Origin of the sequence: Bifidobacterium choerinum (assembly GCF_000741135.1) — a bacterium.
GTDB classification, from domain to species: domain Bacteria; phylum Actinomycetota; class Actinomycetes; order Actinomycetales; family Bifidobacteriaceae; genus Bifidobacterium; species Bifidobacterium choerinum.
In genome coordinates this window covers 1-22,940 of record NZ_JGYU01000007.1, presented here as the reverse complement: position 1 = coordinate 22,940, position 22,940 = coordinate 1, and the positions used below count along the sequence as shown (strand labels likewise).

At 67.6% G+C, this 22,940-nt stretch carries 13 protein-coding genes and 1 pseudogene; 6 read left to right on the top strand and 8 right to left on the bottom strand.

Features of this window, described 5'->3' with window-relative positions; all coding sequences use genetic code 11:
• Nucleotides 1-169: 169 nt before the first annotated feature.
• From BCHO_RS05715 to BCHO_RS05695, 4 genes are all read right to left on the bottom strand, one after another.
• Nucleotides 170-1,303, bottom strand: a complete 1,134-nt coding sequence (locus tag BCHO_RS05715; protein WP_024540250.1) for an AEC family transporter — start codon at nucleotides 1,301-1,303, stop codon at nucleotides 170-172.
• A 153-nt stretch (nucleotides 1,304-1,456) separates the two neighbouring features.
• Entirely contained in the window at nucleotides 1,457-3,232 is a 1,776-nt protein-coding gene (gene oxc, locus BCHO_RS05710) for an oxalyl-CoA decarboxylase (RefSeq protein WP_024540249.1), read from the bottom strand.
• A gap of 110 nt (nucleotides 3,233-3,342) precedes the next feature.
• Nucleotides 3,343-4,887: a chloride channel protein gene (locus BCHO_RS05705; RefSeq protein WP_024540248.1), complete on the bottom strand. Its 1,545-nt coding sequence runs from the start codon at nucleotides 4,885-4,887 to the stop codon at nucleotides 3,343-3,345.
• Nucleotides 4,888-5,060: 173 nt separating this feature from the next.
• Nucleotides 5,061-7,355, bottom strand: coding sequence for a hypothetical protein (locus tag BCHO_RS05695; protein WP_024540247.1), 2,295 nt, complete (start codon nucleotides 7,353-7,355; stop codon nucleotides 5,061-5,063).
• 342 nt (nucleotides 7,356-7,697) lie between these two features.
• Here BCHO_RS05695 and BCHO_RS05690 point away from each other — a divergent pair, with 342 nt between their 5' ends.
• Both BCHO_RS05690 and BCHO_RS05685 read left to right on the top strand, forming a co-directional pair.
• Nucleotides 7,698-9,728, top strand: coding sequence for a maltotransferase domain-containing protein (locus BCHO_RS05690; protein ID WP_237743048.1), 2,031 nt, complete (start codon nucleotides 7,698-7,700; stop codon nucleotides 9,726-9,728).
• 188 nt (nucleotides 9,729-9,916) lie between these two features.
• Nucleotides 9,917-10,438, top strand: a complete 522-nt coding sequence (locus BCHO_RS05685) for an inorganic diphosphatase (protein ID WP_024540245.1) — start codon at nucleotides 9,917-9,919, stop codon at nucleotides 10,436-10,438.
• Between the two features lie 119 nt (nucleotides 10,439-10,557).
• Here the strand turns inward: BCHO_RS05685 and BCHO_RS05680 are convergent, their stop codons facing one another.
• A complete protein-coding gene (locus tag BCHO_RS05680; RefSeq protein WP_024540244.1) occupies nucleotides 10,558-11,304 on the bottom strand; it encodes a hypothetical protein in 747 nt (248 codons plus the stop codon).
• A 281-nt stretch (nucleotides 11,305-11,585) separates the two neighbouring features.
• Here BCHO_RS05680 and BCHO_RS05675 point away from each other — a divergent pair, with 281 nt between their 5' ends.
• From BCHO_RS05675 to valS, 4 genes and pseudogenes are all read left to right on the top strand, one after another.
• Entirely contained in the window at nucleotides 11,586-12,347 is a 762-nt protein-coding gene (locus tag BCHO_RS05675) for a winged helix-turn-helix transcriptional regulator (protein ID WP_034256310.1), read from the top strand.
• Between the two features lie 117 nt (nucleotides 12,348-12,464).
• Nucleotides 12,465-13,112, top strand: a pseudogene (nth, locus tag BCHO_RS05670) (endonuclease III); the annotation flags it as partial.
• Between the two features lie 245 nt (nucleotides 13,113-13,357).
• Nucleotides 13,358-14,899: an ABC transporter substrate-binding protein gene (locus BCHO_RS05665; protein WP_024540241.1), complete on the top strand. Its 1,542-nt coding sequence runs from the start codon at nucleotides 13,358-13,360 to the stop codon at nucleotides 14,897-14,899.
• Between the two features lie 101 nt (nucleotides 14,900-15,000).
• On the top strand, nucleotides 15,001-17,778 hold the full coding sequence (gene valS / locus BCHO_RS05660) for a valine--tRNA ligase (protein WP_024540240.1): 2,778 nt from the start codon (nucleotides 15,001-15,003) through the stop codon (nucleotides 17,776-17,778).
• A 271-nt stretch (nucleotides 17,779-18,049) separates the two neighbouring features.
• On the opposite strand, the gene BCHO_RS05655 is transcribed toward valS, so the two are convergent.
• The 3 genes from BCHO_RS05655 to rho form a co-directional block, all read right to left on the bottom strand.
• Nucleotides 18,050-20,062, bottom strand: coding sequence for a tubuliform spidroin (locus tag BCHO_RS05655; RefSeq protein WP_152595884.1), 2,013 nt, complete (start codon nucleotides 20,060-20,062; stop codon nucleotides 18,050-18,052).
• A 136-nt stretch (nucleotides 20,063-20,198) separates the two neighbouring features.
• Entirely contained in the window at nucleotides 20,199-20,606 is a 408-nt protein-coding gene (locus tag BCHO_RS05650; protein WP_024540238.1) for a chorismate mutase, read from the bottom strand.
• 143 nt (nucleotides 20,607-20,749) lie between these two features.
• A complete protein-coding gene (gene rho, locus BCHO_RS05645; RefSeq protein ID WP_029675217.1) occupies nucleotides 20,750-22,645 on the bottom strand; it encodes a transcription termination factor Rho in 1,896 nt (631 codons plus the stop codon).
• Nucleotides 22,646-22,940: the final 295 nt, after the last annotated feature.

Genomic DNA, 22,940 nt, shown 5'->3' with positions numbered 1-22,940 from the left:
TGCGGCCTAAGGCATCTATCATCTGCGACACCAAGGCGCGCACCAAACGAATCCTCAAGCGCAATCCTCAGCCGATCATGTCCTCAGGTAATGCCTCATGCCGTGGAACATAAGGACCCCGACCATCGGGCATGGTCGGGGTCCTTATGCAGCGATCCGAATCAGCGACTCAGTGGGCGCACAGCGGCACGAGCCAGATCCACAGCAGGCAGGTGACGGCGAAGGCGACGGTGGAGACCGCCGTCGTCGACGCGCCTTCCTTGACGTAGATGTTGTAGCGGCTCGAGATGATGATGCCGGAGAAGGCCGGCGGCAGCGCGACGGCGAGCACGAGCATCGAGAGCTTGTTGACGTCGGAGCCCATGCCGCACAGCAGACCCACGCCGAGGAACGCGGCAGGGGTCAGGATCAGGCGGTAGAAGGTGTTCCACAGCGTCTCCCAGCCGAGCGAGAACTTCACGGTGGACAGCGCGAGGCCGGCGGCGAGCACGGCGACGCCGGAGTTGGCCTTCGCGATGAGGTCGAAGGTCGGCGCGAAGCTGGACGGGACGCGCACGCCGATGAGCACGAGCGCGATCGCGAGCAGCGGGGCCCAGCAGACCGGCTGCTTGAGCGCGTTGATGAGCGCCTCGAGGTTCTGGTTCTTCTTCTTGCCCTTGTTCGAGGACTTCGAGACCATGACCTCGGCGTTGCGGTCCTGCTTCGCGTCCTTCGACGGATCGACGGCCTCATCGTCCTTCGTGGCGACGATGGCCGGCGTCTTCGCGGCCTTGTCGGCGACCTTGACCTCACCCTTCGAGTTCGTGACGGTCGCGGCGGACAGCCGTGCGCGGTCCTTCGCTTGGCCGACGTTGATCAGATACATGCCGATCGGGATCGTGATCGCGTTGACGACGATCGAGATGATCGCGATGACGAGGTTCGTCGAGACGGTGTCGCCGTAGATCGGGTCGAGCACGGCGAATCCGAGGAAGCCGATCGTCGGCGAGCCCGCGATCAACGCGCAGACGGCCGCCTCCTGGATGCTGCGGTGGAACATCAGGCGGCACAGATAGTAGCTGATCATGAACATCACGATGATGCCCACGAAGCCGATGGCGGTCAGGACAGCGTCCTGCGCGAGCATCTCGCGCGTCGCCTTGACGATCGAGATGAACAATGCGGCCGGCAGCGCGATGTTGAGCACGAGCTTGTTGAGGCCCTGACGCTGGTCGTCGTCGAAGTAGCTGAGTTTGCCGCAGACATAGCCCAACGCCATGATGACGATGATCGGGACGATGTCATCGATAAGTATTTTTCCCATGATGGATGCTTCCTTCTCTTGGTATGCCGATGCGTCGCGCGGCGTGCACCGGCCATGACTGGTGGGGACGACGGGCGCCGGACGGCTCCGCCGGCTGCCGTCCTCCCTCATGGGCTCGGCAGCCGGCGGAACCGGCCGGCGGTGACGTCATCGTCACATGCGGGCGCCTTCGATGTACGGGTTCGCCGTCACTTCGGAGGTCGCGAGCGGTCCGACGACCGGCTTCGGATTCAGGTTGCTGATGTGGCCCGATTCCTTGCCCGCGTAGTCGGCGAGCTGCACATGGACGAAGCTCGGCTTGCCGGAGGCGACGGCCTCGCCGACCATCTGCTCGACCTCGTCCGGCGTCGTGGCGTAGTAGCCGGTGCCGCCGAACGCCTCGATCATCTTCTCGTAGTGCGCGTCGTAGGTGAGCGTCAGCGGCGACGGATCGCCGTCGTCGCCGAGGTTCTCGAAGTCGCCACGGTAGATGCCGCCGTTGTTGAGCACGACGAAGGTGATCGGCAGGTGGTAACGGCAGGCGACCTCGACCTCCATACCGTCGAAGCCGAATCCGGAGTCGCCGCCAATGTACAGGACCTGCTTGCCGGTGGCGACGGCGGCGCCGATCGAATAGCCGACCGCGCAGCCCATGACGCCCCACGTGCCGCAATCGAGACGGTGGCGCGGCTCGTAGATGTCGATGATGTTGCGGCAATCGTCGAGCGTGTTCGCGCCCTCGTTCGTCAGGATGAGGTCCCTGTTCTTGTCGTAGACCTTCTTGATCGCGCCGAGCGCGTCGTAGTGCCCCATCGGCACCTTGCCGGAGTTGACGCGCGCGGCGAACTTCTCGTCGTTCTTCTGCGCGTCGGCCTGCAGCATGCCGAGCCATGCGGAGGTGGCCTTGAACGGCGTCTTCTCAAGGCCGGCGTTGAGCATCGTCATCGCGGACTTGATATCACCGACGACCGGGCATGCGATCGAGCGCGAGTTCTCCATCTCGGCCGGATCGATGTCGATCTGGATGAACTTGACGTCCGGGTTCCATTCCTTGCCTTCGCCGAAGTTGAGCATCCAGTTGAGACGCGCGCCGACGACGAGCACGACGTCGGCCGTGCGCAGCGCGAGTCCGCGGCAGCTCGCCGTGCAGTGCGGATCGTCGTCCGGGATGAGGCCCTTGGCCATTGACATCGGCTGGAACGGGATGTCGGTCTTGTCGACGAACGCGCGAATCTCGTCCTCGGCCTGCGCGAGCGCCGCGCCCTTGCCGACGATCATCAGCGGGTTCTTCGCCTCGCTCAGCAGCTTGAGCGCATCGTCGATCGACGACTGCGCCGGCGGCATCGCCGGGGCCGGGTTGTTCGCAACCCACAGCTTGGCCGCGGCCTCGTCCTTGTCCATCGTCTGAGCGACCGCGTCGTCCGGGAAATCGATGTAGACGGCGCCCGGGCGGCCCGAGCATGCGATGTGCATCGCGCGTGCGACGGCGAGCGGGATGTCCTCGATCTTGTCGATGCGGAACGATTCCTTGCAGAACGCCTTCGCGTAGTTCATCTGGTCGAGGCCTTCATATTCACCTTCGTGCATGTCCACGACGTGACGTGTCGAGGAGCCGCCGATCATGATGACCGGGTAGCCGTTCTCGGTGGCTTCGAGCAGTGCAGCGAGGCCGTTGAGGAAACCAGGCGCCGAGACGGTCAGTGCGACGGCTGGGCGTCCCGTCAGGAATCCTTCGGCGGCGGCGGCGTTGACCGCGTCCTCCTCATGGCGCATACCGATGAAACGAATGCCCATGCCCTGGGCGATACGTGCGAAATCGGTGACCGGGATGCCGACGACGCCGTACATATTCTTGATGCCGTTCTTTATAAGCGCCTCAGCAAGGTAGTGAGGCGAATCCGTCAGGTTCTGCGTTGGCGCGACCGCGGCCTGAGCTGTGGAATCTGTCATGTCTTCCTCCAATCGGGATGTGGTTATCGCGATATGATTACCACCGATTCTAAGGTCGCGTATCTCATATACTGAGAAGGCTTGCGCTCAGCGTATTTATTCGCTCATCGCTATTTGTGTGTCCCTCCCCGGCCGCTTGCCGTACCGTCCGATCCCCGCCGTCGGCGGCCCGCGCGGCCTTTGCCGCGCCACGTGCTGACCTCATGACGCCACTGTTCGCCCTCCCTGCGCGCCGCCTGCTGCGCCGTCGACGCGACCTGTTGGATCTGCGATCCCGCCGCGACCGCGAAGTCGATGAATCCGGCGTCCTTCTCATGCTCATTGCGCAATGCGCTTTGGCGCATGCCGTGGAAGAACTGCTTCCAGCCGGAGCGGGCGAGCAGGTCGATGCCCGAACCGTAGATGCCGACCGGATAGCCGAACATGAATGCGACGCACACACCGATCGCGAGGAACGGCGCCGCCGCCCATCCGAAGATCTCGCAGCCGAGCAGGAACGCGGAGAGCGGGCAGCGGTTGAATGCGGCGAGGAAGCAGATCGAGCCGACCGCCGCGCCGAACAGCGCGTCGCCGCCGGTCATCGCGAACGACGCCGAGCCGATCATGCCGCCGATGCACAGCGACGGCATGATCTCGCCGCCCTTGAACCAGAATCCGAGGCACAAGATCGTCAGCAGCATCTTGATGAGGAAGTCGAAGGAGACGTTCGGGCTCCGGAGCACGTCGTTGAGCAGCGTGCCTCCCGAACCGGTGAAGCGCGTCCATCCGCACGCCGTCACGAGCACGGCGACGAGCAAGCCTCCGACGACTACCCACAGATAGCAGTTGCGCCGGATCCGCTTCGTGACGCCCTGTACGAGGCGGATTGCGATCGCGAACAGACTGCCGAACAGCGCCGCCGCCACGCCGATGACGACGCACATGCCGACGCCGTGCCAGTTCAGTTGTGGCACGCCGACCTTCGTGATGACATCGCCGATGCCGAAGTGGCGCGCGACGACGAATCCGGCGAAGCATGCGACGAGCATCGAGCACACGTAGCGCAGCCCGGCGAAGCGCATGAGCTCGAGGACGAGCATGCACGAGCCGAGCGGCGCGAAGAACAGCGCGGAGAAGGTCGCGGCCATGCCGGTCGCCGCGACGTACAGATGCATGTCCTGCGTATCGTCGTGGTTGGGTCGACGCACGACGTTGTGCAGCCTGAAGGGCCGCGCGATCGTTGTGCCGAGGCTCGCGCCCATCTGCATCGCGCCGGCCTCCTTGCCGACGGTGCCGCCGGCGAGGATTGTCATCGCGGTCGCGATGAGGATGCCCGGCGCGAGCAGTCCGCTGATCTCGTGGCCGCCGCGCATCCGTTCGATGACGGCGTCCGTCGTCAGATCGAGCGGCAGCTTCCACCAGCGGTACAGCAGCAGTTGCGCGATGCCGATGACCGGCAGCAGCCAGATGAGCCACGGCAGGCGTTCGAAGACATGCCGCGCGCCGTCGACGACGATGCACAGCGTGATCGATCCGAATCCGCACAGTATGCCGCACACGAGCGCATAGAGCAGATGTCGGGCCGCCTGCCCAACGTTGAACCGCAGGACCCACTTCGACGTGGGCGCCAGCTGCGCGTCGCTGTCCGTCTTGCGCTGCGGATGCCCTGTGCTCACTGCCTGATCTCCTCCACGCCGTTGGCCGCGTCCGGCGCGGCCGCCGTTGTACATCGGTATCGTACAGCCTGCGGCGAGTGCCGGTGGCGATTCCATCCGACAGCGTGCAGGCGCCGTGACGGCCGCGGTATGAAGCCGCGGCCGCCATCGGGCTGCGCGCTCGGCGCTTGTGCTCAATGCTTGCGCGGCGGCCACTTCGCATCATGGCGCATCCTGATTGCGGCGACGCCCGCGGCCGCGCACAGGATGCATGTCACCGTCAACGGCGCCGCCGCGGACGCGCCGGTCGCCGCGAGCGCCGGCCTCGGATTGCGCGTATGCTGCTCCTTCGGCTGCGCGCGGCTGGACGCCGGCGGCTCTTCGACGACCTCGACGACCTCTCCGGGCGCGCCGATCTCGTGCGTCGCGAGGATGTCGCCGTCGAGGCTGAGCAACGTCGCCTTCCAGTACACGAGGCCGGCCGTCGGCGAACGCGCCTCCTCGCTCGTCGCCTGCTGCGTCTCGAGCGTCGGGTCGAGCGGCTGCCGCGCACCGGAGAGCAGCAGCCGGTTCCTACCGGGCTGCGCATCCTCGTCGACAGCCTCGTAGGCCTCGAAGACGACGACGGCGCCTTCGGGCACGTTGCCGTGTACGGTCGCGACGTCGTGGAACGGCTCGCCGACCTTGACCTTCGCATGGTCGACCTGCGTCGTCAGCGTCAGCGCCGGCTCCGGTTCCGCGTGCACGCGCACGCGTTCCCAGCTGTCCGCGTACGAGCTCGCCGCGGGCGCGACGCGATCGTCGCCGGCGAAGTTCCAGACGAAGACGTACCAGCCCGGCTCTTCGGCGACGATGTCGACCGGCTCGCCGTGCGCGTCGGGCGCACCCCCGCCGACGCGCAGTTCGCCGTTGACGGCCGCGTAGTCCCAGACGCCGATGAGGCGGTGGTGCTCGTCGGGCTGCGGCTGTTTGTCCCCTGCCGGACGCCACTGCTCGTCGTCGCCACCATCGCCGTCGCCGGCCCACCAGACGCTCACCTGCGCGTGTTCCTCGTCGGTACCGACGCCGATCGTCTCGTCGCCCTTCCAGCTGCCGTGGTCGTCGGGGAATCCACTGACCCAGATCGTGTCCATGAGCTGCGAGCCGATGTGCGCCGTGTGTTCATGTGCTTCGGAGCGCACTTCGACGGTGTCGCGGCGCGTGACGTTCGTTTCGGTGCCGTCGACGATCGCGGTGACGATGTCCTGCGCGAGGTATTCGCCCATCGAGCCGTGCTGCTTGTCGCGGCGCGCCGCCCACAGCCATGTGCCGAAGCCGCTCGTGGCCGTCGCATGGTAGTCGCCGTCGGCGTCGCGCGCGACGGCCATCTGTTCGCCGGGAGCGTCGAAGCTCAGTCGCGCGGTCGCGACGGGTTGATGGCCGAGCGTCGTCGCGACGCGCTTGACGAAGTCGTCGGCGCGCTCGCCGTCGTGCCGTTCGATGCGCCGCGTGACGGCGTCGGCGTTCAGGCCGTCGAAGTACCAGCCGTCGACGGTGAGCGTCTCGCCGCGCGGCCAGACGTCGTCGGGGCCGGCCATGCCGACGGCGACGGCGTCGGTGACGCGAACGCCCGCTTCGATGAGCGTCGGCGTCGTCACGGTGCGGATCGTCGGCGTGAAGGTCTTCTTCGCTGGGAATCGGATTCCGTCGAAGGCCTTCGCCTGTCCTTCGCCGACGCGGACGAGTCGCTGCGACGACGTGATGACGTCGACCGACGGCACCTTCGCCGATCCGGAGACGCGCACGTCGCCGTCGCCGGTCGACACCCATCGGATGACGGCGGCCTTGTCGCTGGAGACGCCACGCCAGGTGCGCGAGCCGTCGGCGAACACGGCCGGCCCGTCGAGCGTCAGCGTGTAGCCGATGCCGGACACCGGCGCGCCGCGCGCGTTGTCGATTGAGACGGTCACGTCGCCGTTGCGCCGTCCTTCGTCATAGGACAGCTTCGTGTTGAGCTTCGCCGGCGTCAGCGCGTCGGCTTCAGCAAGCAGTTCGTCGACGCGCGTGAAGATCTGCGGATAGCGCTTTTTGAGGCTCGCGCGCGACGACGGCCACCCCTGCGGTCCGGTGCTCGTGTCGAAGAAATCATGCAGGATGACGGCGATCGCCGCGTGCGTGACGTCCTGCTTGACCTCGGTGTGCGGGTAGCGGCTGATGAGCACGGCCGCCTTGCGCGCGTTGAGCGAATCCTGCATCGTCGTCGCCGCGCCGACCGTGTAGTTCGTGTTCTTGTCCTGCTGGATGCAGTAGTAGTCGAGTCCCGCGCCGTCATGGCCCACGGGGCCGATCTCGTACAGGACGCCTCCGTTGAAATATGTGAAGTTGTAGGGGCTCGCCTCGGTGAGCTTCTCGCCTTCGGCCGCGTCAGCGACCGCGACCGGCGCGAGGACCGCCGCGCAGGCCGCCACGGCGGCGGCCGCGCGATGCAGGATCGATGTGAATCGCGTCATTGCAGTTCCTTCCGTTGGTGCATGCTGATCGCCGCCGTTGCGACGGCTGGCTCGAGCTTGGCACCGGCCGCTTCGGAGGCGCAAGCACAACCGGGCGTTGTGACCGGAAGGCAGGCTCGGCGGCCATTTGGGGACGACACGGACTGTTATCCACACTGTGCTTTATCCACATGCCATCCACATCGGTGCATGCGCGCGCGAATCCATCCACATTCCCACATCGGATCACGCCCGATATGACAATGCGCCGTGATTGTGCTTTGGACGCCCGCGATACAGGATGTTTCACCGATGTGACCAAATCCGCCCCCCTGTTCACAGCATGTCCATACAATGAGGGGCATGAGAGAAGCACAACACACTCAGGAAACAACGACCAGCACGACCTCCCGCACGCGCAAGCCGCGCGCGAAGAAGCAACCGCAGTTCACGGGGGATGCGCCTGCACTGCCGATCGCGGCCAAGGAACCCGGCCAGTTCGGCCGCGTCGCGATCACGAACGTCACCCCGGCGAGCGAGGACGGCGCCTTCATGCCGCGCGTCGAACTCGGCGAGCCGTTCACGGTGACGGCCCGCGTCTTCATGGAGGGGACCGGCCACGTCGGAGCCACCGGCGTCCTCAAGGGCCAGCGCGGCCGCATCATGGCGCGCAAGCCGATGACGCTCACGAACACCGACCTCGAATCGTACGCCGTCACATTGCAGGCCGGCGAGCACACCGACGTCGCCCCGTGGGACGAGTCCTTCGCCGAAACGGCCAAGCAGCTGGGCAACTGGAAGTTCGCCGTCGAAGGCTGGGCCGACACCTTCGCCGACTGGCTGCAGCGCGCCGACGAGGAACCGGCCTCGGACGCGATCGCTAAGGAGGGCTCCGAGATCCTCGGTCGCTGGGCCGGCACGCGCGACGCCGCACTCGACGCGCAGCAGCGCAGGATGCTGCGCGACACCGCCAAGGAGATGCTCGACGAGACCGTCGACGCCGCCGACCGCATCGCGATCGCGCATGCCGACGAGATCCTCGCGCTGCATCGGACGAATCCGCTGCGCGACGGCCTGACGGCGAGCGCCGACCGTCCGCTGCGCGTCGAGCGCCCGAAGTCGAGCTTCGGCGCCTGGTACCAGTTCTTCCCGCGTTCCGAAGGCGCCGTCAGGCACGAGGACGGCACCGTCACGCCGGGCGACCTGCATACGGCGATGAGCGGCCTCGAACGCGCGAAGGACGAAGGCTTCGGCATCGTCTACCTGCCGCAGATCCTCCCGACCGACGACGCCGGCGCCGTCACCGACCACGAGTCGGTCGACCCGGCGCTCGGCTCCGTCGACGACTTGCGCGCATTCGTCGGCCACGCCCATGAGCTCGGCCTCGAGGTCGCGCTCGACTTCACGCTCGCCTTCGCCGCCGACCATGCGTGGAAGGCCGCGCACCCGCAGTGGTTCCGCGCCGACGGCACGATCGACTACGACAACGACTTCGCCGGTATCGAGAAGGCGGCCGTGGCCGCGCTCGGCGTCTGGATCGACCTGGGCGTCACCGCCTTCCGCGTCGGCGCGCCCGAGGCGACGCCGGTGCGCTTCTGGCAGGACGTCATCGCCGAGGTCGTCAAGGCGCACCCGCAGGTGCTGTTCCTCGCCGAGGACGGCGACCGTCCGTCGCTGACGCGCGCGCTCGCCTGCGCCGGCTTCACGCAGTCCTACGGCACCTTCGCGTGGCGCAACACGAAGGAGGAGGTCGACGCGTTCCTGACGGCCACGAACTCGGACACCGCGTTCTGGCAGCACAACGCGTTCTGGCCGACGACGCCGGATTCGCTGAGCAACTACCTGCGCGACAACGGCATCGCCGGTTACGCGGTGCGCGCCGTGCTCGCCGCGATGGGTTCGCCGACGTGGGGCGTCTACAACGGCTACGAGCTCGTCGAGAACACACAGCGCGACGGCGCCGAGCAGCCGGCCGTCAGCGAGCTCGACACGATCCGCGTGCGCGACTGGGACAAGAGCGACGACTACGGCATCGCCAAACTCGTCGCCTCGCTCAACGCGATCCGCAACGCGCATCCGGCCACGCGCAGCTACCACAACCTCACAGTGCTGCCGAGCGCGAACCCGAGCATCCTCGCCTTCGCGCGCCAGACTCCGGCCGAATACACCGGCACCGGCAAGCCGGACACGCTGATCGTCGTCGTCAACCTCGACGGCTACCACGAGCAGCAGTCGAACGTGCATGTCGACCTCAACGCGCTCGGCCTGCCGACCGACGGCACCTACCGCGTCAAGGACCAGCTGACCGGCCGCGAATTCGACTGGAGCTGGGACAACTTCGTCGCGCTCGCGCCGTGGGCGGACGTCGCGCACATCCTCAGCGTCGAATACTGAGTGGCGGTGGCATCACGCATCGCCGACGGCGGGGAGGGCGCGGCTCGGTCCGAGCGGCGTCCTCCCCGCCGTCATATCCGCGGCAGCGTGTCACGGCTGTTCATGCACGGCGTGCACGCCCGTCGCCCGGACGCGCGCGGTGTATGGTGGTAGCGGGTTTCAACACTCATCAACCAAGGAGAACTACCATGGCAGAAACTTTCAACGTCGTTGTGGAGATCCCGCGCGGATCGAAGAACAAGTACGAAGTCGACCAGGCCTCGGGCCGCGTCTTCCTCGACCGCACGCTGTTCACGGCGATGGGCTATCCGGACGACTACGGCTACATCGACGGCACGCTCGGCGAGGACGGCGATCCGCTCGACGCGCTCGTCATGATCCCGGATTCGGTGTTCCCGGGCTGCGTCGTCGAGTGCCGCGCCGTCGGCCTGTACCACATGGTGGACGAAGAGGGCGGCGACGACAAGGTGCTGTGCGTGCCGAACGACGTGCGCTACGACAACATCAAGGACATCGCCGACGTCTCCGAGTTCCACAAGGCCGAGATCAAGCACTTCTTCGAGCAGTACAAGGCGCTTGAGCCGGGCAAGGAGGTCATGCCGGGAGACTACTGGGCGGACGCCGCCACGGCCGACAAGGAGATCAAGGAGGCGCGCGAGCGTCTTGCGGCCCAGCAGAAGGCCGAGCACGACGCCGATCTCAACGACTGATCGCAACTGATCACGGCCGTCACCCCCGTCAGCGGCGACACGGAACGATGAACCCCCGCCGTCATGGCGGGGGTTCATCGTTCCTAATTCTAGAGAGAGCGACGGCGCCCTGTCCGCCATCACACGAGCAACATTACCAACACCGCGATACCAACGGCGGCGCCGGTGAGCATCACCGGCATCATCCCCATGCCGATCCATGGCGAGCGCGCGTCGTCGAGCGGCCGCACGTCGCGCGTCCACAGGCACGACATCGCCGCGAGCGCAAGCGCGACGAGCGCGACGGCGGCGAGCGTGAGCGCACGCACGACGGGCCGCACGCCGTCGGCGTGCATCAGCATCGGCAGGAAGCACCAGCCGGCCGCGGCGATGCAGCTGACGCCGTCCATGACCATATGCGACATCTGCACGATCATGTCCGTGCGCGGGTTGCGTGCCATCTGCCGGGCGAAGGAGACGACGAGCAGCATGACGAGCAACGTCGCGCAGCCGGCGAGCCATGCGGACACGGACAGCGACTCCGAACGTTCGACGCCGTCGGGGTGCACGCCGAAGACGAGTTCGCCGAGGAACGGCGTCGCCGCGCAGATCATCGAGCAGAAGCCGAGCACGCACGCGGTGATGCGGCCGGGCAGCCCGTCGCGCAGCGGCGTGAAGAACGCGGACAGCATGATGAGGACGCCGACGACGGACAGCAGCAGCGAGTAGACGACGCCGCCGACGTTCGCGCTGCCGGGGATGCAGGCGAGCGCGACGAGGACGACGTACGCGACGATCTGCACGAGCAGCGGCCGGGTCACGGAGCGCGACGGCTGCATCAGCGGCGCGCCGCCTTCGGGGACGTCGGCGTTCTTCATATCGGTCATGGCATTCACCTCGGGTCGTCTCGTCCGCACGCCGCGTCCGCTTCGGCGCGACGGGCTCGCATCTGTCGTCAGTCGATGACCAATCTAGTCGCCGCCGCGCACATTCGCGCCGTGCAAGGCCGTGCGCGCCCACGACGATGCAGGTACCATACGGCCGCCGGCGCGCGTGGCCGGCGCTCTCATACTGGAACGCTTCAGTCGCCGGGACCGTGCTTGTCGGTACAATATAAGGCAGCGCCGAATGCGCGCGACCGCATGAGACATCCGAAAAGGGGCACATTGTGACGGATCTGACACTGATGACCTTCTCCCACGATCCGGCTTCCGTATTGCCCTCGCTCGCGCTGCTCTCCCACCGCGTGCGCGTGCTGCCGATGGACGCCGCGAGCCTCGTCAAGATGCCGGAGAACACGATTCTGTTCCTCGATGGCCGCGACGACCTCGCCACCGCGAAGACGCTGTGCCGCCTCATCCACGCCTCCGGACTGTCGACGCCGATCGTGCTGATCCTGACCGAGGGCGGCTTCACCGTCGTCAACGCCGAATGGGGCGTCACCGACGTCGTCGTCTCCTCCGCGTCGCCCGCCGAGGTCGAGGGTAGGCTGCGGCTCGTCGCCGAGCGCGGCGCCGCGAACGTCGTCGCCGCCTCCTCCGGCGCGCCGGCGAACGACGAGCAGGAGGACGGTCTGATCCGCTGCGGCGACCTCGTCGTCGACACGAACGGATACACGGCGAACCTGCGCGGCATCCCGATCGATCTCGCCTACAAGGAGTTCGAGCTGCTCAAGTACCTCGTGCAGCATCCGGGGCGTGTGTTCACGCGCGCGCAGCTGCTGCAGGAGGTGTGGGGATACGACTACTACGGCGGCACGCGCACCGTCGACGTGCACATCCGCCGCCTGCGCGCGAAGCTCGGCGGCGAATATGAGCACGTCATCGGCACCGTGCGCAACGTCGGCTACCGCTTCGACCCGCCCGAGGAGGACGAGGAGCGCGCGCAGGCGCAGCAGGCCGCCGGCAAGGCGAAGCCGAAGAAGGACTGACGTTCCCCTCTCCTCTTTTTTCTTCCCCGCGTACCCGGCATCGGGAGTAGACTCGGGGATGTCGGCGTCGCAGCCGACGACCGCGCTACGGCGGCATGACGGACGGGAGGTGCGGCGATGGCCGCGAAACGGGAATCGAAGCGGGCGCGCGTCACGCGCATGCACCGCGAATACGATCGGCTGCGCGAATTCATCCCGGTCACGAAATGCCAGCTCGACTACCGCACGCCCTTCGAACTGATCGTCGCGACGGTGCTCAGCGCGCAGACGACCGACCGGCGCGTCAACGGCGTCACGCCGGAGCTGTTCTCCTGCTATCCGAACGCCGACGCGCTCGCGAAGGCGAACATCAGCGACGTCGAGTCGATCATCCGCACGCTCGGCTTCTACCGGATGAAAAGCAAGCACATCATCGAGCTCGCGCAGGCGCTCGCGACGCGCTTCGGCGGCGTCGTGCCGCATACGATGGCGGAGCTGACGTCGCTGCCCGGCGTCGGACGCAAGACGGCGAACGTCGTGCTCGGCAACGCGTTCCACATTCCGGGATTCCCGGTGGACACGCATGTCATCCGCGTCACCGGGCGCCTCGGCTGGCGCGACGCCGACGAGATCGCCCCCGAGGACATCGAACACGACGTGACGGCCGCGTTCCCGCCCGAGGAGTGGACCGACCTGTCGCACCGCCTCATCATCTTCGGCCGCACATTGTGCACGGCGCGCACGCCGCAGTGCGCATGGTGCCCGCTGGCCGACTCGTGCCCGAGCGCCGGCGATTTCCTCGACCTGCCGTCGGCGCGCACCGGCACGCGCCACCCGGCGAAGCGCGCGGCGGCGACGCGCAGGACGGCGGCATCGGCGAAGACAAGGAAAACGGCGACGGCGAAGAAAACGACGTCGAAATCGACGACGTCGGCGAAGCGATCGACATCGGCATCGGCGTCCCGGTAGACGCGAGATCCGCGCGGACGGCACCGGCGCACGGTAGTCGTCTGCCGGTATACTGCACGGTCATGCATACCCGGGAATCTCGCGGCGCGCGCGTCGCGCCATGGATCGTCTTCGGCGCGATCGTCGCCGTCGCCGCGATCGTCGCGGCCTTCCTGCTGCTGCGCGGACATGACGGCGAACTGCCATGGGGCGGCGACCGTTCGCGTGAATACACGGTCGGCCTGACCGACCAGCCGACGTCGCTCGACATCCGCACGAACGACGAGCGCGGCGTCGAGCAGGCGCTCGTCGGCAACGTCTACGAGACGCTGCTGACGAGCGGCGACGACGTCTCGGTCGCCGCGAACCTCGTCGCTCGCTGGATCCCGTCGACCGACGGCCTGCGCTACTCCTTCGTATTGCGCGACGGGCTGACCTTCGCCGACGGCAGCGCGCTCGACGCGAGCGCCGTCGTCGCGTCGCTGCAGCGCACGATCGCCGACCGTCACGTCGGCTACGAGGAGCTCGGCGACGTCGCCGAGGTGCGCAACACCGACGCCTCGCAGTTCACGATCACGTTGCGCAAGCCGAACCCGCGGCTGCTGTGGGCGCTCACCGGCCGCGCCGGCATCATATACGACGTCGCCGCGGCGCAGCGTGCCGGCGACGACTACGCGCGCCACACCTACGGTTCGGGCCCCTTCGACGTCGCCGGCAGCGACGGCTCGTCGATCACGCTCACGCGCAACGACCACTACTGGGGGCATAAGGCGTCCGCGTCGACGATCCGCCTCGCCTACTACAAGGACGAGGCGGCGCTCGCCGACGCCGCCGAGGCCGGCGACCTCGACGTGGCGCTGCCGCGCGAGGCGGCGACGGCGCAGCGGCTCGCGAAGCACGACGGGCTGCATGTCGGCGACGGCGTCGGCATGCGCCAGACGATGCTCGCGCTCAACAACGCGCAGGAGAGCCCGTTCTCGGACGTGCAGGTGCGTCAGCTGACGCGCTACGCGATCGACGCGGCCGGCATCGCGAAGACGCAGCCGGAGTCGGCGGCGCAGCTGTCGGGGCCGATCGGACGGCTGCAGCCGGGCTACGTCGACCTCGACGACCTGTTCCCCTACGACGAGGCGAAGGCGGCGTCGATGCGCGCCTACTTCCCCTACGCCTACTTCCACGAGTTCACGGTGCTCACCGACGAGACGCACCGCGCGGTCGCCGAGCGGATCACGACGACGTTCAACGACGTGCTGTCGATGCCGGCGACGCTCGAGGTCGTCGACACGCGCGAGCTGGCGAGGCGCGTCGCCGACGGCGACTACGTCTGCGCGCTCGTCACGCTCGAAGGCGTCGACGACTACCGGCGATTCGTCGACGGATCGCCGATGTTCCACTACCAGAACGGCGAGGCGCAGCGCATCTACGAGGACGCGCTCGCCAAGCCCGACTACAACGGATACCGCGAGCGCATGCGCGACTTCGACCGCGTCGTCAGCCAGGACGCGGCGAGCGCGTGGCTGTACGAGAACAAGGACTTCGTCGTCACGAAGACGTCGGTCGGCGGCGTGCCTGCCGAGAATTCGTCGTGGAGGCTGCGTCTCGCAGGCCTCGCGCCGCGCAGCTGAAAACGCGGCGTGCGCCGCGGGTTCAGCACACCGCGAAACGCGCGCGGCGAGCCGTGTGCGCGGCGGCGATGATGTCATAGACGCTTTTTAGACTGGCGGTTATGACTGATAGCGAAGACATCTCCATCAGCGCCAATCTCACCCCCCTCCCCGACCGCGTAGGCGTGGACGGTCTCGAGGACAAGTGGCGCAGCGTCTGGGACGAAGACGGCACCTACACATTCCACAACCCCGGCGAGCGCAGCGCCGTCTATTCGATCGACACGCCGCCGCCCACCGTCTCCGGCCATCTGCACGTCGGCCACGTGTTCTCGTACACGCACACCGACATCATCGCGCGCTACAAGCGCATGAACGGCTTCGAGGTCCTCTACCCGATGGGCTGGGACGACAACGGCCTGCCGACCGAACGCCGCGTGCAGAACTACTACGGCGTGCGCGTCGACACGTCGCTGCCCTATGACCCCGACTTCAAGCCGCCGTTCGAAGGCACCGAAGGCAAGAAGATCCAGGCGAAGGACCAGGTGCCGTGCTCGCGTCGCAACTTCATCGAGCTGTGCGAGCGCCTGACCGCGCAGGACGAGAAGCTCTTCGAGAACCTGTGGCGCCGTCTCGGCCTGTCGATCGACTGGTCGCAGACCTACCACACGATCGGCGAGCATCCGCGCCGCGTCGCGCAGAAGGCGTTCCTGCGCAACCTCGCGCGCGGCGAAGCCTATCAGAAGGACGCGCCGGGCCTGTGGGACGTCACGTTCCAGACGGCCGTCGCGCAGGCGGAGCTCGAATCGCGCGAATATCCGGGCTTCTACCACCGCATCGCGTTCCGCTTCGAGGACGGCACGCCGATCTACATCGAGACGACGCGTCCCGAGCTGCTCTCCGCATGCGTCGCGCTGATCGCGCATCCGGACGACGAACGCTACAAGCCGTACTTCGGCAAGATGGTGACGTCGCCGCTCTATCACGTCGAAGTCCCGGTCCTCGCCCATCCGGCCGCCGAGATGGACAAGGGTGCCGGCATCGCGATGTGCTGCACCTTCGGCGACATGACCGACGTCGAATGGTGGCGCGACCTGCATCTGCCGACCCGCCCGGTCATCCAACGCAACGGCCGCATCATCATGGACACGCCGGACTGGATCCATGACGGGCAGGGCCGCGAGTACTTCCAGGCGATCGAGGGCAAGACGACGTTCTCGGCACGCAAGGAGGTCGTCGAGCAGCTGCAGGCGGCCGGCGAGATGGACGGCGAGCCGAAGCCGACGATGCGTATGACGAACTTCTACGAGAAGGGTGACAAGCCGCTCGAGATCGTCACGTCCCGCCAGTGGTACCTCGAGAACGGCGGCACGAACAAGCGCCTCAACGCCGAGCTGATCGAGCGCGGCAAGGAGCTCAACTTCTACCCCGACTTCATGCGTGTGCGCTACGAGAACTGGGTGCACGGCCTCAACGGCGACTGGCTGATCTCGCGCCAGCGCTTCTTCGGCGTCCCGTTCCCGCTGTGGTATGCGCTCGACGAGCATGGCGAGCCGGACTACGCGAACCCGCTGACGCCGAGCGAGGACCGTCTGCCGATCGACCCGTCAATCGACGTGCCGGAAGGCTACACCGAGGATCAGCGCAACCAGCCGAACGGCTTCATGGCCGAGCCGGACATCATGGACACGTGGGCGACGTCGTCGCTGACGCCGCAGATTGTCACGAAGTGGGCCGAGCCAGGCGAGGAGAACGAAAAGTTCTTCAAGTCGACGTTCCCGATGGATCTGCGCCCGCAGGGACAGGACATCATCCGCACGTGGCTGTTCAGCTCGATCGACCGCGCCGACCTCGAGAACCACTGCCTGCCGTGGGCGAACGCGACGCTCTCCGGCTGGATCCTCGACCCCGACCACAAGAAGATGTCGAAGTCGAAGGGCAATGTCGTCGTCCCGAACGAGCCGATCGAGAAGTTCGGCGCCGACGCGGTGCGCTACTGGGCCGCCTCGGCTCGCCTCGGCCTCGACGCGACCTACGACGAAGGCCAGATGAAGATCGGCCGCAGGCTCGCGATCAAGCTGCTCAACGCGACGAAGTTCGCGCTCGCGATCGGCCGTGAGGACGAGAACCATCACGTCGGCGAGCCGGCGAGCGCCACGTGGGATCCGAAGGACGTCACAGAGCCGCTCGACCGCGCCGCGATGGCGAAGATGGCGAAGGTCGTGCTGGACGCGACCGAATCGCTCGAGAACTACGAGCATTCGAAGGCGCTCGAGACGATCGAGGACTTCTTCTGGCAGTTCTGCGACGACTACATCGAACTCGTCAAGAACCGCGCCTACGGCACCGCCGAATCGACCGGCGCCGCGCCGAGCCCGCAGGCCGTCAAGTCGGCCCGCACGACGCTCGGCCTCGGCCTGGACGCCTTCGCACGTCTGCTCGCGCCGTTCCTGCCGTACACGACCGAAGAGGTGTGGAGCTGGATGCACGCCGGCGAAGGCTCGGTGCACCGCGCGCCGTGGCCGAAGCCGCTGACCTACGCGGCGGCCGCGTTCAAGGCGTCGCCGGATCTGCTCGCGCAGGCCGGCCATGCGCTCACGGCGCTGCGCGGCATCAAGTCGAAGGCGAAGGTCTCGATGAAAACGCCAATCCTGTCCGTCATGCTCAACGTCAGCGACGAGATGCGCGACGCGCTCAAGCCGGCGCTCGGCGACATCGCCGAGGCGGCGCGCGTGACCGGCCGGATCACGCTGCGCAAGGCGAGCGACCTGATGGAGAAGTACGCCCGCCCGAAGGACGACTCCGACGAGACCGCCCCGGCCGAAGCGACCGAGGAGGAGACGATCGTCGTCGCCGACAGCGAGCTCGGCGAGCCGCCGGCCAAGAAGCCGAAGCACTGAGCCGAACGCCCAGTCGCGTAAGGGGATGGCCCCCGGAACCACGAATCGGTTCCGGGGGCCATCCCCTTATGCGACCGTTACGAGCGCGCACTGCACCCGGAACGTTCGCCAACCGCACCGTCCGCGACCGTTCCGGCCGCCATCCGCACCCAGAACGGTCGGAAGGATGCCCCTCTGCGAACGCAAGCGGTGCGATAGACACCGAACATGATTGCAAGTCCCGTTTCCAGCGACCGCGACGGACGCCATCCACACCCGAAACGGTCGGAGCTCAGCGCGTGCCGTGCACGATCAGGAAACGCGTGTCGAGGACGTCGCCGGTGCCGGCGCGCATCGGCGCCTTCGCGACCTCGTCGGCGAGCGCACCGCCCTTCGCCAGACCGTCGGCCGTCAGATCGAGCGCCGTCCTGGCCGACGCGATGCGCACCGCCTCGTCGATGAACGGCTGCGTGTCGGCGGCGATGAACGCACGCTCCCAGGGGTTCGCGTCGACGAGCGCCATCCATCCGTCCTCGGAGATCTCCTTCGACGCCTGCCGCTGCGCGTCGCCGCCGGTTTTCCCGGATTTGCCGGAATCCTCGGCGTCCGACGATCCTCCCCCGCCGATCGATTTGGTCACCGATCCGGCGTATTTCGAGATCTCGGCGGACGCGTCGTTGGACGACGGCGTCACGAGCGTCGACATGTCCTTCGGACCGTGCGCCGCCTGCTGCCGCTTCTCGGCGTCGGCGATGCGCGCCGCGCGCCGCGCCCGCGCCTGCCCGCCAAGCGGGTCGTCCAACCATTGTTCATAGGCCGCGCGCATCAGCGGCGAGTCGCGCAGCACCGGCTGCAGCTGCATGCGTATGTCCGCGCCGGAACCGGAGGCGTCGTCGCCGTCGAGTTCGCCGGGGAAACGCTGCAGGATCTGTTCGGCCGCGTTCGCCGCGCCGGTGTGCTCGCGCGCCGAGGCGAGCGTCGCCATCGCCGCGTCGACGCCGGCCATGTCGTCGCCGAGCGTGCCGCTGCCGTTGCGCGCGTTCGTCGCCGCGATCGCCTCGGCCTTGCACGCGCCGGCGCGCGCGAGGTCGCCGCCGGTCAGGTCGTTGAGTTCGGAGGTGTAGACATCGGTGTACGCCATCGAATACGGGATCATCGCGCGCGACAGCTGACCTTGCCCGTCCGAGTACATCTGCGCGCCGATGCGCGCCTGTTCGCCGGCCGTTTGTCTGAGGTCCTCCGTCAGTCCGCTCGTGCCCTGCTGGCGGATGCGCGTGATGATGCGGTCGACCTCGTCGGCGGCGCCGACGTGCTGGTAGGCGTCGGAGACGTTGTTGACGGCCGTCGCGAGCCCGGTGACGGCGCGCGCGAGCGGCGTCTCCCCCTTGAGTTCGCCGGCGGTGCCCATCAGCGCCGTCATCTGCGTCTTCGTGCCGATCGAGCCGGACAGATGGTTCGTGTAAGAGCCGACGTAGGCGGCCATGTAGTCGTGGAAGGCCCGCTGATGCGCCTTCTTGAGTTCGGCGATCCGCTGCTTGGCGAGCGTGCGCTCCTGATCGCGCAGCTGCGTCAGCGTCGCGAGGAACGCGGCGTTCGCGCCGTCGTCGGAGCCATCGGAGGATCGGCCGGCCTTGTTGACCGCCTCGGTGAGCGTCGCCGACTGCGCGCCGAGCGCGCGCAGCCCGTCGCCGTAGGCGGCAGGCGAATCCGCGGACAGTGCGGCGACGGCGATGTCGCCCATCGAGAACTTCGTCGCCTCGACGAAGACGCGCATGTCGAGCGGCTTGCCGGGCGCGGCCGTCGACGAGACGACGATCGTGTCGCCGTGCCGCTCGACGGCTGCGCCGTCGTCGGCGCTGACGTCCTTCGCGCCGTTCGCCGGCATCGTGAACGCCGCGAACAGGCGCAGCTGCCGCGCATAGCGGCGCGCGGCGCCGTCGGCCTGCTGGTCCGGCGCGATGTGCAGATGGATCTGCACGGTGCCGTCGGCGCCGTCGAGCGCGGACATGTCGACGTTCGGGCCGTTGAGCGCGTAGTCGACGTCGACGGTCCACGGCAGTCGTCCGCGCGCCGTCATCGTCGTCACGTCGCCGCCGGAGGGCGTCATCAGATAGTAGCGGTGCGCGCCGGCGCCGGAGGCCATCGTGAACACGTCGTGGCGTGCGAAGCGCGTCGCGGCCGCGGCGGCCGAGACGATGCCGGCGGCGGCCTGTTCGGCCGCTCCGGCGATCGCGACGGCGCACGGCGCCGCCGTGCATGCCGCCACCGTCGCCGCCGCGCACAGCCGTATCCACGCTCGTCGCATCCCGTTCCCTTCGTCGTCCTGATCGTCCATCCGATCGCCGCAAAGTCCGATTGGAGGCGCCGTCGTGCGCCGCCGTCCGTCTCCACCCTAGTCGCCGCCCCGGCGGAATCTCCTCCGTCGGCGAAGCGGCGCACCGTCAGGCGAAGACGTCAAGGACGCCGGCGTCGCCGTCCTCCTCGGCGATGCGGCGGTGCCGCCGCTTCGCCTCGGTCACGACGAACTCGCGGTACTGTTCGGCGATCTCGACGTCGAGCCCGGCGCCCTGCGCGACGCGACGCAGCCGCTGCATCTGCTGCTCCTCGCGCGTGTAGTCGGCGGGTGCGAATCCGGCGCGCGCCTTGAGCGCCCCCACCTGCGCGGTCGCCTTGAAGCGTTCGGCGAGCAGCGCGACGATCGCCATGTCGATGTTGTCGATCGATGCGCGCAACGCGTCGATATGTTCGACGATGCGCTGCATCTGCGGGTCGTCCGATTGTGCGAAGGCGTCGATGTCGGTCGCCTCCTCGCGCGCGTCGGCGCGCCAGCCATCCTCCGTGGTAGTCATGGGTTCCACCTTAGCGTGCGGTGTGGCTAGCGCGGCGCGCAGTGACGGCCATGAATACGACGTTGGGCGGGGACGGACGGCGTCGTGCCGTTCGTCCCCGCCCAACATATATGCGGTCGTTGCGAGCCCGTGCGGGCCGCGGATCAGTTGCCGTTGAGCGAGCCGCCGCCCTGCTGCACGAGCGCCGCGAAGAAGTCGCGGTTCGTCATCGTCTTCTTCAGGCGCGGCACGAGCGTCTGGTAGGCCTGCTCCGGCTCGAGTCCGCCGAGCAGACGGCGCAGACGGTAGATGATCGGCAGCGTCTGCGGATCGGTGATGAGCTCCTCGCGGCGCGTGCCGGATGCGTTGATGTCGACGGCCGGGAACATGCGCTTGTCGGCGAGCTCGCGGCTCAGACGCAGCTCCATGTTGCCGGTGCCCTTGAACTCCTCGAAGATGACCTCGTCCATCTTCGAACCGGTCTCGACGAGCGCCGACGAGATGATCGTCAGCGAGCCGCCGTTCTCGATGTTGCGCGCGGCGCCGAAGAACTTCTTCGGCGGGTAGAGCGCCTGCGCATCGACGCCGCCGGACAGGATGCGTCCCGACGCCGGTGCGGCGATGTTGTAGGCGCGTGCCAGTCGCGTCATCGAATCGAGCAGCACGACGACGTCCTGGCCGAGTTCGACGAGGCGCTTCGCGCGTTCGATCGCGAGTTCGGCGACGGTCGTGTGGTCGGAGGCGGGACGGTCGAAGGTCGACGAGATGACCTCGCCCTGCACGGTGCGCTCCATGTCGGTGACCTCTTCGGGTCGTTCGTCGACGAGCACGACCATCAGATAGACCTCGGGGTTGTTCGTCGCGATCGCGTTCGCGATGTTCTGCAGCGTGATCGTCTTGCCGGCCTTCGGCGGCGAGACGATCAGGCCGCGCTGGCCCTTGCCGATCGGCGAGACGATGTCGATGAGACGGCCGGTCAGACGGTTCGCCGTCGTCTCCATCTTGAGGCGCTCGTTCGGGTAGAGCGGCGTGAGCTTGCTGAACTGCGGGCGGCGCGCGGCCTCCTCGACGCTCATGCCGTTGATCGAATCGATCGACTGCAGCGGCACGAACTTCTGCCGCTGGTTGCGGCGGTCGCCCTCATGCGGCGTGCGGATCGAGCCCTTGACGGCGTCGCCCTTGCGCAGCCCGTACTTCTTGACCTGGCCCATGCTCACGTAGACGTCGTTCGGACCCGGCAGATAACCGGAGGTGCGGATGAACGCGTAGGAGTCGAGCACGTCGACGATGCCGGCGACCGGCACGAGGTCGTCGCGCTGCGCGTTCGACTCGTCGTGGCGGTTCTCGTTGTCGCGGCCGCGTCCGCGGCGGCCGCCGTGCTCGTTGCGATCATTACGATCGTTGCGGTTGCCGCGCTCGTTGCGATCGTTGCGCTCGTTGCGATCGCGTTCGTTGCGTCCGCGGCGCGTCTCGCGCGGCTCGTCGTGGCTGTGCGACGGCACGCCCGGCAGCGCGTCGAGGATCTCGTCGAGGTTGACGTTCTCGCCGGTGGGCTGCGCCGGCATACGGCGGCGTTCGCCGCGCTGTTCGTCATGGCCGCGGCGCGTGCGGCGCTTCGGCTGCTCGTCGAAGTCGAAGGAGGACTGCTGCTGCTCGGGCTGCGCGGCCTGCGATTCGTCGTGGCGCTTGCGCACGCGGCGCGCGGTGACATGCATCTCCATGTTGCTTTCCGGCTTCGGCTCGTCGATGACGATCTTCATCGACGATGACGACGACTGCGGCGCGCTCTGCACGCGCACGGCGCGGATCGGCGCCTTCGGGCGCTCCTCGACGGCGGGCGCGGCCGATGCGGCAGTCGCGGACGGCGCCGCGGATTCGGCCGGAGCCTCCGGCGCACGGTCCTGTTTGGCCGGCTTCGGCGCGCGCACGGTGACCCCCGCCGGCGCGGCCTCGCCGTTGCGCGCGGCCTGCAACGTTGCAAGCAATGCGCCCTTGCGCATCGTCGAGACGCCGCGCAGGCCCATCTGCTTGGCGAGTTCCTTGAGCTCGGGAAGCTTCATGTCTTCTAGTTTCGAGGTTGTAACCACTTGGTTGTGCCTTTCTTCGGCCATGCGCCCAGATACGGCACGATGGCTTAACACAGGGTTTTGCGAATATATGAACGGATACGAAGCAGCTAGGTCGCGTCATATCTTCGCGCAAGGAAACGTCCGAATTCATATCGGACAGGACACACCTTAGCCGAAGTGCGCGACGAAACCATGCGCAACGGCGGCCGGGCGGCGCCTCCGTCGCCCTTCCCGCGCCGGCGAGGACGCCCGATATGGTTCCGGGCGGCTCCCATGCGCCGTGCAT